An 18,507-nucleotide genomic window follows, 5' to 3' on the forward strand; every position below is an offset into this window, starting at 1 on the left:
AGACCCGAGCGTCCCCTCCGGCCGTCCCCCGTGACAGCCCGCGACAGCCAGGTCCCCCGGGCACAACTCGACACCCGTCGCCTGAACACGTGACCCGCCGCCAATGGGGGGCGCGCAGTCAGGGCAACGAGGGAGACCCGACCATGCCTTCAGAGACCAGCACGGCCTCCGCCACCGTCACCCGGAGCACGCACAGCGCCGAACGGGCCCACGCGATCACCGTGCGCATGCACATCAGCGAGATCGCCCGCTTCCTCCAGCACAACCTGGGGCAGCGCCTGACCGCGCGGATCGCCAACATCAACGACCCCAAGCAGGTCGGCAAGTGGGCGGCGGGCGACAGCACGCCCCGCCCCGAATCCGAACAGCGCCTGCGGGCCGCGCTCCAGGTCCTCCAGCTCATCCAGGACGCCGAAAGCCTCTACACGGCGCGTGCCTGGATGATCGGCATGAACCCGCAGCTGGAGGACGAGGCGCCGGCCCAGTGCATCGCCGACGGCCGCATGCGCGACGTCATGGTGGCGGCCCGCGCCTACGTCGACGGCGGCTGACCGAAACCCGCGCGCGTCCGCCTACGCCCGGACACGCGGAGCCGCCATCACGTCCGCCATCACGGCCGCCATCGCACTCGGTGGCAGGGACGGGTTGGCGGCGGCGGCCTCCACCACGTCCCCGTCGTGGTCCGCGAGCAGCTCGACGATCGCCTCGGGCCGCAGGGCCGGATGCCCGGCCGCCACCCGTCGCGCCCGCCGGTCCGCCAAGCAGGCGAGCAGCGCCGTTCCGGTCGCGTGGGGGTGGCGGGCGATCGCTCGCAGTGCCTTGCCGACGGGCAGTACGCGCCTCGCCAGGTCCTCCAACAAGGCCGGTGGGGCTTCCGTGTTGGCGGCCACCCCGGCGACGACCTGGTCTCCGTGACGTTCGACCATGGACCTCAGCCGAGCGTCCGAGAGGCCGGGGTGACCCGCGATGGCCTTGACCACCTTCGCGTCGGGATCGTCGGCCAACGCCTCACGGATCGGGGCCGGCAGATCGCGCCGTTCCGCGAGGAACATGCGCATCACCGGATGCGCTGACGCGGACAGTTCCTCGACCTCCGAGGGCGAGGCGGCGGCGATCCGCGGCAGCGGGGACGGGCCGACCTTGATGGCGGCGGCCAGGTCGGAGAGCACGTCGAGCGGCACGCGGGGGTTGTGCGCCAGTCGGCGCCGCACGTCGTGTCCCCGGTCTGCGGCGAGCACGCGGATCAGGGCGTCGTCGAGCACCGGGTTCTCCGCGAGTTCGGCTCGAACGCCGGGAACGGGGTCGCCGGTGAGCCTCGCCGCTGCCTCCGGCGGCAGGTCCGGGCGGGTGGCGAGCGCGTGGCGCAGCAGCCACGAAGGGTGGTCGACGAATCCGAGGAGGGCCGCGACCGGCGTGGCGGGGTTCCGCAGGGCCTGCTGCGCCAACTCCTGGAGCGTGGATTCGTGCGAACCGGTGCACGAGGCGCCCGGGCGCAGGTCGCGGTCGGGCCGCGGACCGTACGGACCGTGTGGGTGGGGCGTCTCCTCGGCGTCGCAGACCAGGCACCGTTCTGCCGGTGGCAGCCCCTCGCCGGTGAGCAGCGCGGCCAGGACGTGCGGTGGTGTCGCCTCGTTGGCCGCGACCGCGCGGCGGACCTCGGCGTGCGGGTGTCGCGCGAGACGGGTCGCGATGTCCGGAGTGCTCCACAAGGCGAGTTCCTCCACCACCGGCACGTCCGGGTCCGCGGCGAGGGCCTCGCGCACGTCGGCCGGAAGTACGGGGCAGGCTGCCAGTTTCACCCGGCGATCGGCGTCGGGATCCCGGGCGAACGACCGCGCCCACTCCGGGTCACCCGAGCCCTCGTCGAGCAGGGCGAGCGCGGCTCGGGGCTGTGTGAGGGGGTCGATGTCGGCAGCGGTCAGGTGGCCCCCGTACGCGAGGCGCACCGCGCTCTCCTCGAACCGCGCGGCCAGGGCGACCGCCTGCTCGCGGCTGAGGACCGTACGGGCGGCGAGGCAGTAGGCGACGTCCTCGTCCGCGACCGCGATGAGCCGGTCGAGCAGTTCGGAAGGCAGTGCCTCGTTGACGGCGAGGCCGCGCAGGACGTGGTTCACGGGGAAACGTCCTGCCCGAGCGTGGTCTGCCCGTCCCGGTGGGGCAGTCCCTCGGCGACGAGCCGGATCCGGCCCGCCCAGGCGTCGGGGGGCAGGGGGGACCACTCGACGTCGATGTCGACGCCGTGATGGGTGCGGGTGAGGTCGGCGAGGGTGGCGGATGCCGCGCGCTGCACGTCCTCGACGGCCGCGTCCGTAGGCATCCGGAGCTTCCCGCATCCGCCGCCGGAGCCGTCGGCGCGGAAGGTGTACGGCCACTCGTCGTCCCGCCCTGCCATCAGGACGATCTCCCTCGGTATGCCGAAGGGGGGCCGCTTCGTCTTCGTCGTCTTGGCTCGTCGCGTCACGCAGCCATCCAATCCGACGGAAGGCGAAGCGGCACGCGCATTACGCGCCAGTGGTTCGGCCACCGGCGCAGCCGGCCGCCTGGAGCCGGTGAGGCCCCTCGTCCCACACGTGGAACACGAGCGTGTGGGACGAGGGGCCTGCCGGTCAGGGCTTCACCGGAGCTTCTACCACCACGTCGTGCAGCGGCCGACGTCCGGGGAAGTCAGTCGGGCGCACGCCCGGAACTTGTACGTGGCGGCGGAGCTGGTCGTCTTGGCGGCCGAGGTCTTGCTCCGGCCGGCGCCGCGGTCCGCGGCGAAGGGGCCGCACTGTAACCACGTCCTCCCGCCGTCGTTCGTCCAGTCCATCCAGACGAGGTCGCCGTTCTGCGTGCTGCCGCCGAGCTTGGCCCAGCCCCGCTCGGCTCCGTTCACGGACCCGTACTGAAGGGTGAGCGTGCGGCCGTGGCCCATGTCCACGGACCGGGCCACTCTTCCGGACAGGTCGTCCGAGATGTCCACGAAGCCGTTGGCGCCGTTGGCGCAGTCGGCGGCGGTGGCCGCGGCGCTGCCGGCGGGCCCGACGACGACCAGGCCCGCGGCCAACGCGAGGGCCGCGCCCGCCCCACCCCATACGGTGCGAGTAGTACGCATGAGAGTCCTCCCCAGCCAGTCCCCCACCCTGTGCGGCGAGGGATCCGTACAGGAAAGATGCCGGGCGGCGCGTACGCGGGACGTGAGTATGGGATCCGTCAACTCGGGTTATGTGTAAGGAAGTTGATGACTTCTTTTGCTCCGGGGTCAGAGCGGGGTGAACGTGCCCGTTCCCGGTTGGTAGCGGGACGTGGTGCCGGTGGTGAGGTCGTGGTACCAGCCGTGGAGGCGCAGGCGGCCGGCGGTGACGCGGGATTCGACGGTGGGGTGGCTGCCGAGGGCCGCGAGGTGGAGGGCGACCCCGTTGTGGCCGGCTTCGTCCGGTGGGCAGGGTTCGGGCCGGTTGTCGTCGCAGTCGGAGTGGCCCAGGACGACGATGTCCCTGAGGGAGGGGAAGGCCAGGGCCTGGGTGAGGACGGGGGTGTCCGGGTGGGGGACGGCGGCGCCCGGGGTGCGGAGTTCGAGGGTCTGCCCGGGGAGCGATCCGGTGATGAGGGCGGGGTGCAGGCGGGGGTCGGAGCAGCAGATGATCAGCACGTCGGGGCGGGGGCCTCGGGCCAGGCCCGGCAGGTACGCGCCCGCGGCCGTGGCGCGGGCGCGGTAGCCGCGGGCGCCGGCGGTGATGCGCTGCATGGCGTAGGACTGCCGCCGGCCGCGTCTCCGCTCGGTCACCGGAGCCGCCGTCGGGGGTGTGGTGGTACGGGGGTGCGGTGGTGCATCGGGGTGGTCTCCGGGCGGTGGGAGGGAGAGGCGAAGGGGGGAAGCGGGGAGGCGGGCGGCGCCCGGCGGGGGTGCGGGCCCACCCCCGCTGTCAATGTCGCCTGCCGGCCACCGGGGGTGGGTTCCGCGCCACCAATGTCGCCAATCAGCCACGATCATGGCAAGAACCCTTCGGTATCTCGGGGGATCCTGGCACCGGGGGTTCGGCGGCGGCGGATCGCGCGTGCGGGGCCGTCCGCGGTGGCGGAAGCCGGCGCCTTCCGCGTCGCGGTCCGGCGGGGCCGTACCGTCTTCGCGTCCGACCCGGCGCGACGACACTGGCCTCTAGGAGCCGTTCATGCCCCGTTCCGTCCCCGAAGCACCTGATGCGGAAGTACCGCTGGACGCCCTGGACCACGGCATCCTGCGGGTCCTGCACCGCGCGCCGAGGTCGTCGTACGCCGATGTGGCGCAGGCCCTGGGGGTGCACGAGCGGACGGTGGCGCGCCGCCTGGAGCGGATGATCGACACCGGGCGCGTGGCGTTCCTCGCGGCGCTGGTGCCCGACTATCTGGGGGAGGGGATCACCGCCGAGGTCGCGGTGCGCTGCCGGCCGGGCCGCGTGCACGAGGTGGCCGTGGCCCTGGCGGCCCTGCCCGAGGCGTGGTCGGTGGAGGTCTGCACGGGTTCCCTGGACGTGTTCGCCGAGCTCCTGGTGCCCGCCCCCGAGGCGCTGCTGCGGCTGGTGGACCGGGTCGTGGGGCGGATCGAGGGCGTCGTCGACCTGCACACCTCGCTGATGCAGCGGCTCGTGCTGACGGCGAGCGACTGGGCGCCCTACGACGACGAGCCGACGCGGGTGCGGCGGTACGCGATGGAGGGGCGTCCGCTGCCGGCGCCGGTCGAGGTCGACGAACTGGACCGGCGTCTGGCGGAGTTGTTGTACCGCGACGCGCGGATGTCCACGGCGCATCTGGCGCGGGAGTTGAACGTCGGGGAGACCACCGCGCGGCGGCGGCTGGCGCGGTTGATGGAGTCGCACGTCCTGCACCTGCGGCTGCGGGTGGAGCCCGGGTTCCTCGGCTTTCCGGTGGAGGGGCGGTTCCGGTTGGAGGTGCCGCCCAGTCGGCGGGAGGAGGTGGTGCGCCTGGTCGCGGCGGAGCCGGCCGTGCGCTACCTGATGGTGACGACGGGGCGGATGAGCGTGCTGGGGTACACGAGCCACCGCACCGTGCCGGAGTTCCACGCGTTCGCGGAGCGGGTGTTCACGGGGCTGGACGCGGTGATCGCGGCGGATACCGGGCTGATCATGAAGTCCTACAAGCGTGCGGGGTTCCTGGACGGGGAGTAGGGGGTCCGGTCGGGCGCGGTGCGGTGCCGTTCGGCGAGGGCAGAGCGCCTCCCGCTCGGTGTGTGCGGGAGGCGCTCTGTTCGACCGGCTTGTCGGAGCCGGTGTTCTCGGGGCCCGGGCCCGCTGGGGTCCGGGCCGCTGGTGGGGCGGCGGTGGTCAGTCCGTTGCCGTCGTCGGGGGCAGGTGACGGCCGCGGGTGTGGTGGGGGTGGAGGGGGCCCGGGAAGGTGATGGCGGTGGGCTGCGCGGGGGCGACCCCCGGGGTGGCCTCCGGTTCCGGTGCCGGTGCCGGGTCTGCGGGGTGGTCGGGGGGCTGGACCCCGGCGGTGGCGTACGGGGGCCAGTCGGTGCCGTGCGTCGGGGGCGCGGCGTGGCGGGGCGATCGGCCGGCGGGGGCGGCGTACGGGGTGGCGTACGGGGACGCGGCCGGGCCGGCGGAACCGTCCGGGGCGGCGATCCGTCCGGTGGGGACGGCGTCGGGGTCGGCTTCGGTGCCGCGCCCGAGGTGGTTGAGGAGGTGGTTCAGGACGACGGCGACCAGGCAGCCGGCGGTGACCCCCGATCCGAGGATGGTGGCGGCCGGGTCGGGCAGGCGGTCGTAGAGGTCGGGGGCGGCGAGGGGGAAGAGGCCGAAGGCGAGGGTGACGGAGACGATCACGCCGTTGTGGCCGGTGCCGAGGGAGGCCTTGGCGAGGGTGCGGATGCCCGCGACGGCGACGGAGCCGAAGAAGACCACGCCGGCGCCGCCGAGGACGGGCATCGGGACGAGCGCGACGAGGGAACCGAGGACCGGTACGAGCCCCATGAGGAGCAGGATGGCGCCGCAGAGGGTGACGACGTAGCGGCTTCGGATGCGGCTGAGGGCCACGAGGCCGACGTTCTGCGCGTACGAGGTGGTGGTGAAGGCGCCCAGTACGCCGCCGAGGAGGGCGGCCAGGCCCTGTGCGCGCAGGCTTCCCGCGATGGTGCGGTCCTGGGTGGGGCGTCCGGTGACCGCGCCGAGGGCGAGGAGGGAGCCGGTGGATTCCACCATCGACACCAGCATCACGACGACGGCGGTGGCGATCACCGTGGGGACGAGGCGGGGCGCGCCGAACGCGAACGGTTCGGGCAGCGCGAACAGGGGTGCCTGTGCGAGGGGGGCGAGGTCGACCTTGCCCAGGGGTACGGCGATCAGGGTGCCACCGAGCATGCCCAGCAGGACGGCGACCCGGCCGAGGAAGCGGCCGGAGAGCAGGCGGTGGATGGCCAGGGTGAGGACGAGGGTGGCCGCGGCCAGGGCCAGGTTGGAGGGTGAGCCGTGGTCGGCGGAGCGGACGTCTCCCCCGGCGGCCCAGCCGGCGGCGACCGGGAGCAGGGAGACGCCGACGAGGGTGATGACGCAGCCGCTGACCACGGGCGGGAAGAACCTGACGAGCCGGCAGAAGACGGGTGCCAGCAGGAGGCAGAGGGCTCCGGCGACGAGGGTGGCTCCGAAGATCGCCGGGAGGGCGGTTCCGGTCCCGTCGGCGGCTCCGTCGGCGGACCCTTCGGCGGCGATCGTGGCGAGGGCGGGGGACACGACGGCGAAGGAGACGCCGTTGGTGAGGGGCAGTCGGGCGCCGATGCCGAACACGCCGAGGGTCTGGGCGATGGTGGCGAGGCCGGCGACGAGGAAGGAGGCGGCGAGGAGGGCGGAGAGTTCGGCGGGGGTCAGGCCCAGGGCGCCGCCGATGATCAGGGGTGGGGCGGTGAGGCCGGCGTACATGCCGGCCACGTGCTGGAGGGCGGCCGGCACCAGGCGGCGGGCGGGGAGCATCTCGTCGACCGGGTGCGGGGGTGCGTCGGCGGGCGAGGCGGGGCCGGGGGTCGGGGTGGGAGTCCGGGTGGAAGCCGGGGTGCTGCCGGCTGAGGCGCGGGGCGACAAGGCAGGTCCTTGGGACACCGCCCGTCGGCAGGGGGCTGCCGGGGGCGTGCGGATGGAGGGTCGACGTGTGGACCGGCACCGGGGGACGGCCCGGGCCGGAACTCGGCAGGCGGTGGTTCGGGTGGTGCGGGGGTGAGCAACATCCGGCCACCGCCGATTTCGCATCACGGAAATGTTTTTCCGCTGTGGACGGGACGGGACTCTAGGTAGCCGCCCCGCCCTTCGTCAACTCCCCCAAGAGGTGTGGTCAGTTCGGCCGACACTTTGGAGGAACTGCCAGTACCGGCGAGTTCGGCGAGCCGCTTCGACACCGGACCCGTCCGACAAAAGACCTGGTCAGCGGGTTTCGCCCGGCGTGATTTCCGACAAAGTCACCGCCGCGTCACCTCCTGCGACCGGGCTTCGGATTCGGGCCGCGGAAGCGGCCGGGAAAGATCCGGGCCTTGGCGAAATCCCGATGGGTCTCTACGGTCTGCCGCTATGCCTTCCGCAGAAGAAGACCCATCCGGCCTGCCCCCGTTCGCCCCGGCCCGGGCCGCGGCGGTGCGCACCCGGCTCGGGCTGACGCTCGGCCAGGTCGCCTGGGCCGTCGCCGCCTACCGCGGTGAACCCGTACACCCCTCGACCGTGCAGGCCTGGGAGACGGGGGCCGCCGTACCCGACGACGACCTGGTCAAGGCGCTGGCCGCGGCCCTGTGGTGTTCCCCGGTCGACCTCGTCGGGGAAGCCCGCACCCTCACCCAGTGCCGTACCGTCGCCGGGCTCTCCCTGAGCGAGACCGCGACGGCGCTCGGCCTGACCCGGGCCCGCTGGGAGGCGGCGGAACGCCGCAACCACTGGCAGGGCAACGCCGCCCAGACCGCCGCCCTGCTGCGCACGCTGCGCCCGCAGCCGGCCTGCTTCGTCGCCGCGTGCGGCACGACCGGCCGGCTGCGGGTGCTGCTCCGCGAGGCCGTCACCGGCTGGTGGCCCAACTACACCGGCCCCGTCGGCCGCATCGTCCCGCTCCAACCCGCCGTGATCCGGCACTCCCTGGAGCGGCTCCACTTCGCCTACCAGCTGCTCGAAGGCTCCGTGGGGGCGTCGACGCACGCCGCCGCGGCGGCCGACGCCGAGGCCGCGGACTTCCTGGAACGGATCGACCTGCGCCTGTGGGACGAGGTCCGCGCCGCGGTCGCCACGGCCCCGCACCCGGACCCGCACCCGGACCCCGGAGCCTCTTGACACCACGGCCCCGGCGTGAGCAACTGTTCCGACTTCGCCGGACGGAGCGGCTCCGTACGCATCGTGGACTGATGTGACGCGGCCCCGGCCACCCCTTCGCCGCCGCGCTCAAGCCGCTCCCCGCTCACCGGCCACCGGTCCCCCGCTCACCGGCTCCGGCCCCCCGGCCCATGACTCATGGTCCCGGCCCCCGGCCGAATCGGTCATCACGGCCGCACCGCCCCGCATCCCCACCCCCGTGCACCCGTGCACCCGTGCACCCGTGCACCCGTGCACCCGCACATCCGCACATCCCCATCTGCCCACCGCAGAGCGATGGCCGCGCGCCACCGCTCCATCCCACGCTGCGCGCGCACCCGTCGCGCCCGGCCAGGAGGCTCCTCGTGTCGCACCTTCCGCCCACCCAGGAACCGGACACCGTAGAAGGGTCGTCCGCCCCGCACCCGGTCGACCAGACCCTGCCCCCGCTGAAGCTCCTCAGCGCCGGTCTGCAACACGTCGCCGCCATGTACGCCGGCGTCGTCGCCCCGCCGCTCGTCGTGGGCATCGGCGTCGGACTGTCGACCGCCGACATCGCGTTCCTCATGAGCGCGTCCCTGTTCACCTCCGGCATCGCCACCCTGTTGCAGACCCTCGGCTTCTGGAAGGTCGGGGCACGGCTGCCCTTCGTCAACGGCGTCTCCTTCGCGGGCGTCGCCCCGATGCTCGCGATCGCGAAGGCCGAAGGGCCCGAGGACGCCCTGCCCGTCATCTACGGCGCCGTGATGGTCGCCGGCGTCTTCGGGTTCCTGCTCGCGCCGTGGTTCTGCAAGCTCATCCGGTTCTTCCCGCCGGTCGTCACCGGTACGGTCATCACCCTCATCGGCGTCTCCCTGCTGCCCGTCGCCTTCAACTGGGCCCAGGGCGGCAACCGTCAGGCACCGGACTACGGCAGCCTCACGTACATCGGCCTGGCCACCGCCACCCTGCTCATCACCGTGGCCCTGCGGCGACTGCTGCGCGGGTTCCTCAAGCAGATAGCCATCCTGCTCGGGCTCGTCGCCGGCACCCTCATCTCGCTGCCCCTGGGAGTGGCGGACTTCAGCGCCGTCGCCGACGCCGACATCGTGGGCATTCCCACCCCCTTCCACTTCGGCGCCCCGCAGTTCGCTGCCGCCGCGATCATTTCCATGTGCATCGTGATGCTCGTGTCGATGACCGAGTCGACCGCCGACGTTCTCGCCCTCGGTGAGATCGTCGACAAGCCGGCCGACGAGAAGACCCTCGCCGCCGCCCTGCGCGCCGACGGCCTCGGCACCGCGATCAGCCCCCTGTTCAACGGGTTCGCCGCCAGCGCCTTCGCCCAGAACGTCGGCCTGGTCGCCATCACCAAGGTCCGCAGCCGCTTCGTCGTCGCCGCGGCCGGCGGCATCCTCCTGCTGCTGGGCCTGTGTCCGGTCCTCGCGTCCGTCGTCGCCCTGATCCCCCAGCCCGTCCTCGGGGGCGTCGGCATCGCCCTCTTCGGCACGGTCGCGGCCAGCGGCATCCAGACCCTCACCGGAGCCGCCCTCGAACGCGGCGACAACATCCTGATCGTCGCGATCTCCCTCGGCGCCGGCATCATCCCCATCGCCGCCCCGGAGTTCTACCACTCCTTCCCCGAGAGCGCCCGCATCGTCCTCGACTCCGGGATCAGCACCGGATGCGTCGTCGCCGTCCTGCTCAACCTCGCCTTCAACCACCTCGGAAAGCAGCCCGCCCCCGAACCGACCCCCCTCACCCCGGCCGCCCACCACTGACCCCGGGCCCGACCGGGCGGGACACCCCGCCCGGTCGGGCCGGCGTGGCCATCCCCTACCCGGCTCGCAGCGCGGCGAGGAGCCCGGTGCGCAGGAGTTGCGCGGCCGGGGAGTTCTGGCCTCGGCGGGTGATGAGTCCGAGCCGGGCGTGCGTGGCGGCGTCGGTGAGCGGGATCGTCCGCAGGGCGGCACCCTGTGTGGAGGACGCGCTGAGGACGGCGACGCCCGCGCCGCGCTCGGCGAGGCGGAGCAGGGTGGCCGGAGAACTGGCGTCGATGTCCACGCGCGGGTCGAGGCCGATCCCGTGGCAGGAGTCCTCGTATGCGGCGCGGATGCCGGTGCCCGTGGAGAGGCAGAGGATCCTCTGGTCCCGCAGGTCGCCGAGGCGGAGGTCCGGCCGGTCCAGGGGGTGCCCGGCGGGGACGGCCGCGGTGATCGGCTCGTCGAGGACGACGTTCGCCTCCAGGCCGGGGGCGATGCCGTCGCCCGCGTAGCCGATCAGGGCGAGGTCGAGCGAGCCGGCGAGGACCTGGGCCTGGAGGTCGTCGGAGTGGCCCTCGTGGAGGCTGACCTCGATGCCCGGGTGGGTGTGGCCGAGTTCGGCGACGGTGTCGAGGAAGGCGGGGATCGCGCAGCCCATGATCATGCCGAGGCGGACCCGGCCCCGGACCGCGTCGGCGAACCCGGCGGCGGTGTGCCTGATGGCCTCGAACGTGGCGAGGGCGTCCTTCGCGAGCGGGAGAACGGCCTCACCGGCCGGGGTCAGTCGGATCCGACGGCCGGAGCGGTCCAGGAGCCGCTGTCCCAGTTCCGTTTCCAGCTTGGCCAGTTGGGTGCTGATGCCGGACTGGCTGACGTGCAGACGATGGGCGGCAGCGGTGAAGGAGCCCTCCTCCACGATCGAGGCGAAGTAGCGCAGCTGGTGCATCTCCATATCCGAAGATGATAGATCCCATCCGATCCATCTGTTGGACGGATGGATCGGATGGTTGAAGGATGGAGGCATGACACCGAGGACGAGGACTGCGCGAGAGCTTGCCGAGACCTACTTCACCGCCTGGGAGGCGGGCGACCTGGGCACCTTGAGGGGGGTGCTGGCCGAGGACGTCGACTTCGTCGGGGCGCTGGGAACGGCCTCGGGAGTGGACGAGGCGCTCGCCGGGTTGCAGGGACTCGGCCGCGTTCTGGAGAAGATCGACGTGAAGGTGCGGGTGGCGGAAGGCGATGACGTGATCACCTGGTTCGACCTGCACACGAGCGTCGCGCCACCCACTCCGACGGTGAACTGGATGCACGTGGAGGACGGAAGGGTGACCCGGATCCGGGTCACCTTCGACCCCCGGGCCCTCCTGGCAGGGTTCGAGACGCGGAACTGACCCACCCGAAGCTCCGCCCCGCGGCCCGCTCGGCACTTCATCGGCCCGGCCCGAGGGGCTCGGGAGGCGCGGGGGCCGCCTCGGGAAGGGCGAAGGAGGTACGTCGTGCCGGCGGGCGCCACAGGAACGCGTCCTCGATCTCGGAGTGGAAGGGAACCTCCTCCCAGGAGTGCGTCACGTCGCGCCAGCGCGTGATCACGGCGTTCCGGTCGTCTCCGTCCTTAAGCCGGTCGTAGGCGAGGTCGAAGGCGTAGACACGGCCTCCGTCCGTGTGGACCACGCCCGTCTCCGAGCAGGCGCCGTCGGGGAAGAGGGAGACAAGGACGGTGGTCGGGATGGTCAGTCCGCGTTCGACGAGCAGCTCGCGCAGGCGCACCCAGAGGCCGAAGGGGCTCGTGCGCAGCAGACGGGTGCAGTTGACGTAGCTCGTCGTCGTGCGCAGGCCGGGCAGATGCCCGTGGAGCAGAACGGCCAGTGGGGCCCATCTCTCGTGCGTTTCCGCCGGGAGGAGCGCGTCGGGGGGTGTGCGGGTCGGGACGTACGGCTCGGTCTTCTTCGCGGCCCCGGAGCGGGGCTCGCGTCGGATCCGGCCCGGGGGCCTACGCGGCATGTGCCTTTCGGATGGTCATGCCGCGCATCCTGTCATGCCCGCGTCCGGCTCCGGTATCCGGATGGCGCACCGGGGTGCATGGGCTCGGCGTCCGGATCCGGCGGTCGTCAGACCAGTTCTCCGTTGCGGGCCACGATGCGGCCGGCGTGGACGACCATGTCGCGCTGCGGCATGTCGACCACGACCTGGGGCAGGCATTCCGCCGTGACGAGGACGAAGTCCGCCGGGGCGCCCGGGGTGAAGTCGGCGTGCGGCAGGCCCATGACGTCGGCTCCTCCGTGGGCGCCCACCGTGTAGCAGGACTCCAGCTCCTCGTCGAGGCGGGCGTCCGTGACCCAGCCCAGCAGGTGCGCGCGGTGCAGCATGTCGGCGTTCCCGAACGGGCTCCACGAGTCGCGCACCCCGTCGGAGCCCAGGCCGACCCGTACGCCGTGCGCGCGCAGGCGGGTGAGGGGCAGCACCAGGGACTCGCTCGGGGCCACCGTGGTCAGGGCGATGTCCAGGTCGGCGAGGTCGGCGGCCATCGCGTCGAGCGCCGGCTCGGCCAGGAACGGCAGGCAGAAGACGTGGCTGACCGTCACCTTGCCGCGCAGCGACAGCGCGCGGGTGCGTTCGACGATGGCGCGCAGGACGCGTACGCCCTTCTCGTCGCGGTCGTGGAGGTGGATGTCCACTCCGACGCCGTAACGGTCCGCCAGCCGGAAGACCAGGTCGAGTTGTTCGTCGAGGGCGTGGTCGAAGCTGATCGGATCGATGCCCCCGATCATGTCGACGGCGCCGCTGCGCGCGGCGTCCTCCAGCAGCGCGGCCGTGCCCGGGGTGCGGACGACCCCGTGCTGGGGGAAGGCGACGATCTGCACGTCGAGCGCGTCGGCGAGGCGCTCCCGGGCCTGCGCCACCCCCTCGACGCCGGCGAGGCCGTACGCGGGTGCCACGTCGGCGTGCGCGCGCATGGCCCGGGTGCCGCGCGTGACCGCGTGCGCCATCAGCGCGTACGCGCGTTCCCCGACGGGTCGGCGCTGGGCGTGGAACAACTCCACGTCCTGGGCGCAGTACTCGGCGATGCCGGAGGCCGGCTTGCGCGACACCCAGCCGCCGCCCCAGCTGGTCTTGTCGGGGTGGATGTGGGCGTCCACAAGCGAGGGCAGCGCCAGGCGGCCGACGCCGTCGACGACCTTGGCGCCCTTGGGGGCGGGCGCGGCGGAGATCCGGCCGTCGACGACGACCAGGTCGACGGGGCGGCGGGCGCCGAGGGGGCGTACGTCGCGGAAGACGACGGCCTTCTCGGGACGGCGGGCCCGGTCCTGGGCCCGGGCGGCGGTCGGGGGCAACGCCGTCGCACCGAGGGCGGCCGCTCCGGCGAGGACGCCTCGTCGGGACACGGACGAGGGTGTGGAGGAGGGCGGCGTGGAGGAGGTCATGGCGGTTCTCTCCTTGGGTGGGCGACGGAGCGCGGGTCACCTGCGCGGGGGGCGACCTTTCTCAGTTTGTATACCAAATGGGTGATGGCGACAAGGAGGACCCGTAAGCGTCGCGATTTTTGCGGGCTTTGACATGCCTGATGCGGTCACCCTGCCCCAGGGTCGGCTATTCGGTATACAAAGAGGGGTCACCGAAGAGCGAGCTGAAGGCCACCGCGCGACTGTCGCGCACGTGCAGCAGGGTGCTCGCCGCGGCGGCCTCCTCGTCGCCCGAGGCGATGTGCCGGAAGATGTCCGCGTGCTGCGCCCGCATGTGCGCGGGTTCCGCGCGCATGCCGAAGAGGAGCCGGAGCTGCCAACCCAGCTGTTCCATGGTGCGCGCCAGGAGCGGGTTGCCTCCCAGTACGACGATCCGCTCGTGGAAGGCGGTGTGTTCGGCCACCTCACGGGCACCCTCGCCCGCCGTGGCCGCCTCCTCGGCGCGCTCCAGGGACTCGCGCAGCGCGGCCAGCCCCGGCGGATCGTGCGGTCGGGCCGCGGACACGGTGCGTGCGGCGAGCCGGGACGCCTGCACGGCGAGCGGCTCCCACACCTCGTACAGGCACCTGACGTCGGCGCGCTCCAGGCGGCGCACCCGCACCCCGCTGTGCGGGAGCAGTTCCAGCAGCCCCTCGGCGACGAGGGCCCGCAGGGCCTCGCGCACCGGAACGCGCGACATCGCCAGTTCCTCGGCGACCTCCCGCTCCACGAGGCGCGAGCCCATCGGATAGCGGCCGTCGACGATGCGCTCGCGCACCTCCTCACGCGCCCGCGCGCTCAGCGGCGTACGCCCCTGTCCCGGTGCCGGTGCCGTTCCCGTTCCCGTTCCCGTTCCCGTGCCCGTTCTCGTGCCCGCCACGCCCGTCCGTCCTTCGCTCGTCCGCTCCGGGCGAGGATACGGCCTGCCGCCGCCCGGCCCGCGGGGCCGACCCGGCGCGGTAGGAGGATGGACCGACCCCTCGGGACGCGACGTACGCACCGAACGGCGGCCCGGCACATGGCCGTTGAACCCCTCCCCACGTCGTCGTCCCACCGACCGAACCTTCCGGGAGCACCTGATCACCACCTCCGAAGAGCGCCCCGCACGCCCGACGACCACCACCTCCGGCCGCCCGCCCGCCCCCCGGGCGCACAGGACGGACGACGGGAGGCCCGGGAAGGCGTACACGCCCCTGCCCCGCTCCTACCTGCTGTGGCTCGGCGGGATCCTGGCCTCCCTCGCCGGCAACGCCGTCTTCTACTTCGCCCTCGGCTGGGCCGCGAGCGAACACGGCGGCGCCGTCGCGGGACTGGTACTGAGCGCCGTCACCCTGCCGCGCGTCCTCCTGCTGCTCATCGGCGGCGCCGTGAGTGACCGCGTCAGCGCGCGGTACGTGCTGATCGCGGGCGACGCGGCCATGCTCGTCTTCTCCCTGATCCTGGCGGCCGTCGCCTACCGCCTCGGCGCCCCGCCGGTCCTGCTGATCGCCGCCGGCGTCGTGCTCGGGATCGCCGACGCGTTCTACCTGCCGGCCTCCGGATCGATGCCGCGCCGCCTGGTGCCGAAGGAGCAGTTGCCGCGCGCCCTGTCCCTGCGGCAGATCGGCGGGCAGGTGATCAACCTGGGCGGCGGGCCGCTCGGGGGCATCCTCGTCGGGATCGCCGGCCTGGCCGGTGCCTCCCTGGTCAACGCCGTCACGTTCGCGCTGGTCCTGGTCGTGCTGGTCGTCGTCCGGCCCCGGCACGAGGTGCCGCCCCCGCCGAAGGGCGCGAGCCTGCTCAAGGACGCCGCCGACGGGGTGCGCGTCGGCTTCTCCCACCCGGTGCTGCGCCCCGGACTCCTCCTCACCGGGGTCGCGGCGGGCTTCCTGCTCCCGATCCTGCCGCTGATGCTGCCGTTGCTGGCGCGCGAGGAACACTGGGGCGCGGGCGCGGCGGGTCTGGTCGTCGGGGCGCAGGGCATCGGCATGGTCGCCGTCAACCTGGCCGTCCTGCGGCGCGGGCCCCTGGGCCGTCCCGGTCTCCTGTCCGCGCTCGGGCTCGTCCTGGCGGGCCTGGGCGTGCTCGGACTGGGACTCGCCCCCGGCACGGCGACCGCCGTCGCGGCGGCGACCGTCATCGGCCTCGGCAACGGACTCTTCTCGGCACACATAGCGCCCCTGGTCCTGGCGGCGACGCCCGAGACCCACCTGTCCCGCGTCCAGGCGGTGCTCGTCCTCGTGCAGAGCCTCGCCCTGCTCCTCATGAACAACGTCCTCGGTAACCTGGCGGGCCTCGGCGGCGCCGCGGCCACCGTCGTCGGCTGCGCCGTGGTGACCATCGGCATCGGTGTCCTGGGGGCGCTCTCGAAGCCCCTGCGCAACGCCCACACGGACGCGGACCCCGCGCCGGCGCGCTCGGGGTGACCACTGCCCCCCTCGCCGCGGACGCCCGACCCACGCCCTAGTCTGCGACCATGCGCCACTTCCCCGACCCCCCGCGCCCCGAAGCGGTCCTGCACGGTACGGACTGGGCCTCGGCGGAGACCCCGTGCGGGACGGGCGCGTCCTTGCCGGCGGCCCTCGCCCGTCTCGTCGACCCGGACCCCCTCGTCAGGAAGGCGGCGCTGGGCGACTCGTTGGGCCGGGTGACCCACCAGAACAGCATCTACGGGGCCACCCCGCCCGTGGCGCTCTACGTGGCGGCGATCCTCGACCATCCGGCCCTGGCCGTGCACGACTCCCCCGTCGGAGGCGGTCCGTCGCCGACGCCGGCGGACCATCCCACGCTCGTGTCGCTGCTCGACTGGCTCGGGGACACCGCCCGCGACGCCGACGACGCGTGCGCCGCCATCGCCGAAGACGCCGAGGAGGGCCCCGACGAGCCGATGCGCGCGTTCCGGGAACTGCGTCCCGTACTGTTCTCCGCCGTCCATCCCTTCCTCGGTCACGCGGACGCGGACGTACGCGATTTGGCCTTCCTCGCCGCCGTCCCGCTCGCCGAGCACCCCGACCTCGCCGCGTACCACGGTGCCCTGGCCGCTCACGCCCGTCGGCTGCTGACCACCGGCACCGACCGCCGCCACCGGGACCGCGCCCTGCGGGCGTTGCGGGCGTGGGGGCACGACACCGCCGACCTGGAGAACGCGTCCGACGTCGAGGCCCGCGAACGGTACGCCCGCTACAGGGCCGAACGCGCCTCCGTCAGCGGCGGTTACAGCGCGGAGCCCCCGTTCTGATGCCGGATCCGCCCTCCGCCCTCCGGGCTCTCGCTCTGTCGGCTCAGGCGTCCCAGGCGCGGGGGCGCTTCAACTCGTCCCACTCGGGGCGGAGCAGCGAGAACACGGCGATGTCGTGACGGCGGCCGCGGTGGAGGCAGGCGGCGCGGCTGGTGCCTTCGCGGGTGAAGCCGGACTTGGTCAGGACCGCGAGGGCGGGGGCGTTGTCCGCGTGGGTCTCGGCCGTGAGCCGGTACATCGGGAGTTCACCGAAGGCCAGGTCCACCACCGCGTCGAGCACGGCGGTGCCCAGACCCCGCCCGCGCTCCCCCGGAGCGAGCATCAGCTCGACCTCGGCCGTGCCGTCGACCATGTTCTGGCCGGTCAGCGCCACGTGGCCGACGGGGGTCCCGTCGGGGAGGAGGACGAGGAAGTCATCGCGCTCGTCGTCGTCGACGTACCGCTCGACGCGTTCGCGCACGGCGCTGAGCGGGCGCGGCCAGATACCCATGTGGTGGGCGATCAGCGGATCGGACCGCCAGCCGAGCAGGAGTTCGGCGTCGTCCGTGTCGAGCGCCGCCAGGCCGACGGACCCGGCCCGCCAGGAGACCACGCGTCCGGCTTCCTCCTCGTCGCCGTGCTCGTCGCCGGTCGTCTTGTCGTCTGCGCTCATGAGCGGATGCTACGACTCCTCTCCGCGCCGTGACCAGCGGTTTTCACCGCCCGGCAGCACACCGCCACCCTGCTCCGCGACGTGCTGCGCGGGCGTGAGACAGTCGCCGCATGAGACGCCTGCCCACCGCCGCCGAACTCGACGAGTTCCACGTCCTCGTCGTCAGGACCGACCACGGCGACGAACCGTCGTGGCGGACCGTCGTCGCGGAGCTCACGCGCCCCTGGGGCGACGGGGGCCACGAAGCCCTCGTCCACGTCGTCGACGACCGCGCCTGGGCGGGCGCCGACGTGGACGACGTACTGCGGGCCGCCGCCGCGAACGAGGAGCTGAGCGTCGTCTTCGTCGCCGACGCGGTGACGATGGCCTCGGCCCACCACGCCCTCCTGGCGGTAACCACCGTCCCGGCGGAGGAGTACGAGAACTTCGAGGAGTACGAGGGGATCCACGCGTTCGGCCGCGAGTTCCGCACGACACCGGCCGGCGTGCACGACATCCACGCGAACCTCTCGCTCGGCAACATGGACTTCGAGGAGTTCGCCGAGGCCGCCCACGAGGACCTTGAAAAGGTCTACCGGGCCGTCTGACCGCCCCGCTCCCGCCCCGACGACCGTCGCGGCGGCCTCCGGGTGCCGGGGGCCCTTCGCCGCCCGTCAGGGGCGACAGGTCTCGCAGGCATGGCGGTCGATCGCCGCCACCAGGTCGCGCGCGGCTGCCCGCACTGCGGGATCCTCGTCGTCGGCCAGGGCGTCCACCACGTGCCTGCCGCCGAGTACGGCCCGGTGGGCCGCGTACTGCACGTCCGGCCTCGGAGGGTTGTCGTGGTCGAGGATCGCCTCCAGCAGCTCGATCACACCGGGCCGGGCGGCGACGTCGTTCGTCGCCGCGAGATCCCACAGAAAGGGAACCGCCGCGACCGTCGCGTCGAAGACGGCGAGCTCACCGAGCCACAGCGCGAGATCGCTCAACGCGTCGACGCTCGTCCTGGCGTCCCCCCACGCCACCCGCGACAGGCGGCCCGGAACGTCCTGCGCGGACCCGTAGGCATGCGTCAGTTCATGCCACCGCACACGGCTTATGCCCTTGAGGACCGTCCCCATCAGGCCCCCTGTCCCCAGCTCCCCCGCGCCCCTGCTGCTCGTCCCCGGTGTGACTCGCCCCG

Annotated in this window: 19 protein-coding genes; 8 read left to right on the forward strand and 11 right to left on the reverse strand. The window is 73.3% G+C overall.

Annotation, left to right across the window (positions count from 1 at the left end; all coding sequences use genetic code 11):
- Nucleotides 1-143: 143 nt before the first annotated feature.
- Nucleotides 144-551, forward strand: coding sequence for an XRE family transcriptional regulator (locus AB0D01_RS24885; RefSeq protein ID WP_363058813.1), 408 nt, complete (start codon nt 144-146; stop codon nt 549-551).
- A 21-nt stretch (nt 552-572) separates the two neighbouring features.
- Here the strand turns inward: AB0D01_RS24885 and AB0D01_RS24890 are convergent, their stop codons facing one another.
- The 4 genes from AB0D01_RS24890 to AB0D01_RS24905 all read right to left on the reverse strand — a co-directional run bounded on the left by AB0D01_RS24890 (nt 573) and on the right by AB0D01_RS24905 (nt 3,766).
- Entirely contained in the window at nt 573-2,114 is a 1,542-nt protein-coding gene (locus AB0D01_RS24890; protein ID WP_363058815.1) for a hypothetical protein, read from the reverse strand.
- Nucleotides 2,111-2,461, reverse strand: a complete 351-nt coding sequence (locus AB0D01_RS24895; RefSeq protein WP_363058817.1) for a hypothetical protein — start codon at nt 2,459-2,461, stop codon at nt 2,111-2,113. The genes AB0D01_RS24890 and AB0D01_RS24895 overlap by 4 nt, the downstream gene beginning before the upstream one ends.
- A gap of 165 nt (nt 2,462-2,626) precedes the next feature.
- Nucleotides 2,627-3,094: a hypothetical protein gene (locus tag AB0D01_RS24900; protein WP_363058819.1), complete on the reverse strand. Its 468-nt coding sequence runs from the start codon at nt 3,092-3,094 to the stop codon at nt 2,627-2,629.
- Between the two features lie 147 nt (nt 3,095-3,241).
- The gene (locus AB0D01_RS24905) at nt 3,242-3,766 is read right to left on the reverse strand and encodes a carbonic anhydrase (RefSeq protein ID WP_363058821.1); all 525 of its coding nucleotides are present in this window, start codon (nt 3,764-3,766) and stop codon (nt 3,242-3,244) included.
- 385 nt (nt 3,767-4,151) lie between these two features.
- Between AB0D01_RS24905 and AB0D01_RS24910 the strand changes: the two genes are divergently transcribed.
- Nucleotides 4,152-5,144 (forward strand): Lrp/AsnC family transcriptional regulator, encoded by a 993-nt coding sequence (locus tag AB0D01_RS24910; RefSeq protein ID WP_363058823.1) that lies wholly within the window; start codon nt 4,152-4,154, stop codon nt 5,142-5,144.
- A 156-nt stretch (nt 5,145-5,300) separates the two neighbouring features.
- Here the strand turns inward: AB0D01_RS24910 and AB0D01_RS24915 are convergent, their stop codons facing one another.
- A complete protein-coding gene (locus AB0D01_RS24915; RefSeq protein ID WP_363058824.1) occupies nt 5,301-7,049 on the reverse strand; it encodes a nucleobase:cation symporter-2 family protein in 1,749 nt (582 codons plus the stop codon).
- A gap of 480 nt (nt 7,050-7,529) precedes the next feature.
- Between AB0D01_RS24915 and AB0D01_RS24920 the strand changes: the two genes are divergently transcribed.
- Both AB0D01_RS24920 and AB0D01_RS24925 read left to right on the forward strand, forming a co-directional pair.
- On the forward strand, nt 7,530-8,273 hold the full coding sequence (locus AB0D01_RS24920; protein ID WP_363058826.1) for a helix-turn-helix transcriptional regulator: 744 nt from the start codon (nt 7,530-7,532) through the stop codon (nt 8,271-8,273).
- Nucleotides 8,274-8,656: 383 nt separating this feature from the next.
- On the forward strand, nt 8,657-10,051 hold the full coding sequence (locus AB0D01_RS24925) for a nucleobase:cation symporter-2 family protein (protein ID WP_363058828.1): 1,395 nt from the start codon (nt 8,657-8,659) through the stop codon (nt 10,049-10,051).
- A 55-nt stretch (nt 10,052-10,106) separates the two neighbouring features.
- Here AB0D01_RS24925 and AB0D01_RS24930 read toward each other — a convergent pair whose 3' ends face one another.
- Entirely contained in the window at nt 10,107-10,985 is an 879-nt protein-coding gene (locus tag AB0D01_RS24930; protein WP_363058830.1) for a LysR family transcriptional regulator, read from the reverse strand.
- A 70-nt stretch (nt 10,986-11,055) separates the two neighbouring features.
- On the opposite strand from AB0D01_RS24930, the gene AB0D01_RS24935 reads away from it, so the two are divergent.
- Nucleotides 11,056-11,427 (forward strand): nuclear transport factor 2 family protein, encoded by a 372-nt coding sequence (locus tag AB0D01_RS24935; RefSeq protein ID WP_363058832.1) that lies wholly within the window; start codon nt 11,056-11,058, stop codon nt 11,425-11,427.
- 37 nt (nt 11,428-11,464) lie between these two features.
- On the opposite strand, the gene AB0D01_RS24940 is transcribed toward AB0D01_RS24935, so the two are convergent.
- The 3 genes from AB0D01_RS24940 to AB0D01_RS24950 all read right to left on the reverse strand — a co-directional run bounded on the left by AB0D01_RS24940 (nt 11,465) and on the right by AB0D01_RS24950 (nt 14,278).
- Nucleotides 11,465-12,037: a hypothetical protein gene (locus AB0D01_RS24940; RefSeq protein ID WP_363058834.1), complete on the reverse strand. Its 573-nt coding sequence runs from the start codon at nt 12,035-12,037 to the stop codon at nt 11,465-11,467.
- A 107-nt stretch (nt 12,038-12,144) separates the two neighbouring features.
- Nucleotides 12,145-13,458 (reverse strand): amidohydrolase, encoded by a 1,314-nt coding sequence (locus AB0D01_RS24945; RefSeq protein WP_363058836.1) that lies wholly within the window; start codon nt 13,456-13,458, stop codon nt 12,145-12,147.
- 166 nt (nt 13,459-13,624) lie between these two features.
- Nucleotides 13,625-14,278: a GntR family transcriptional regulator gene (locus AB0D01_RS24950; protein ID WP_363058955.1), complete on the reverse strand. Its 654-nt coding sequence runs from the start codon at nt 14,276-14,278 to the stop codon at nt 13,625-13,627.
- Nucleotides 14,279-14,501: 223 nt separating this feature from the next.
- Here AB0D01_RS24950 and AB0D01_RS24955 point away from each other — a divergent pair, with 223 nt between their 5' ends.
- Both AB0D01_RS24955 and AB0D01_RS24960 read left to right on the forward strand, forming a co-directional pair.
- Nucleotides 14,502-15,881, forward strand: coding sequence for an MFS transporter (locus AB0D01_RS24955; protein ID WP_363058838.1), 1,380 nt, complete (start codon nt 14,502-14,504; stop codon nt 15,879-15,881).
- A gap of 50 nt (nt 15,882-15,931) precedes the next feature.
- Nucleotides 15,932-16,693, forward strand: a complete 762-nt coding sequence (locus tag AB0D01_RS24960) for a hypothetical protein (RefSeq protein ID WP_363058840.1) — start codon at nt 15,932-15,934, stop codon at nt 16,691-16,693.
- A 43-nt stretch (nt 16,694-16,736) separates the two neighbouring features.
- On the opposite strand, the gene AB0D01_RS24965 is transcribed toward AB0D01_RS24960, so the two are convergent.
- Nucleotides 16,737-17,345 (reverse strand): GNAT family protein, encoded by a 609-nt coding sequence (locus AB0D01_RS24965; RefSeq protein WP_363058842.1) that lies wholly within the window; start codon nt 17,343-17,345, stop codon nt 16,737-16,739.
- Nucleotides 17,346-17,455: 110 nt separating this feature from the next.
- Here AB0D01_RS24965 and AB0D01_RS24970 point away from each other — a divergent pair, with 110 nt between their 5' ends.
- The gene (locus AB0D01_RS24970) at nt 17,456-17,932 is read left to right on the forward strand and encodes a hypothetical protein (RefSeq protein WP_363058844.1); all 477 of its coding nucleotides are present in this window, start codon (nt 17,456-17,458) and stop codon (nt 17,930-17,932) included.
- A gap of 66 nt (nt 17,933-17,998) precedes the next feature.
- Here the strand turns inward: AB0D01_RS24970 and AB0D01_RS24975 are convergent, their stop codons facing one another.
- Nucleotides 17,999-18,445, reverse strand: a complete 447-nt coding sequence (locus AB0D01_RS24975; protein WP_363058846.1) for a hypothetical protein — start codon at nt 18,443-18,445, stop codon at nt 17,999-18,001.
- Nucleotides 18,446-18,507 lie beyond the last annotated feature (62 nt).

Source organism: Streptomyces sp. NPDC048606 (assembly GCF_040650855.1).
GTDB lineage: Bacteria > Actinomycetota > Actinomycetes > Streptomycetales > Streptomycetaceae > Streptomyces.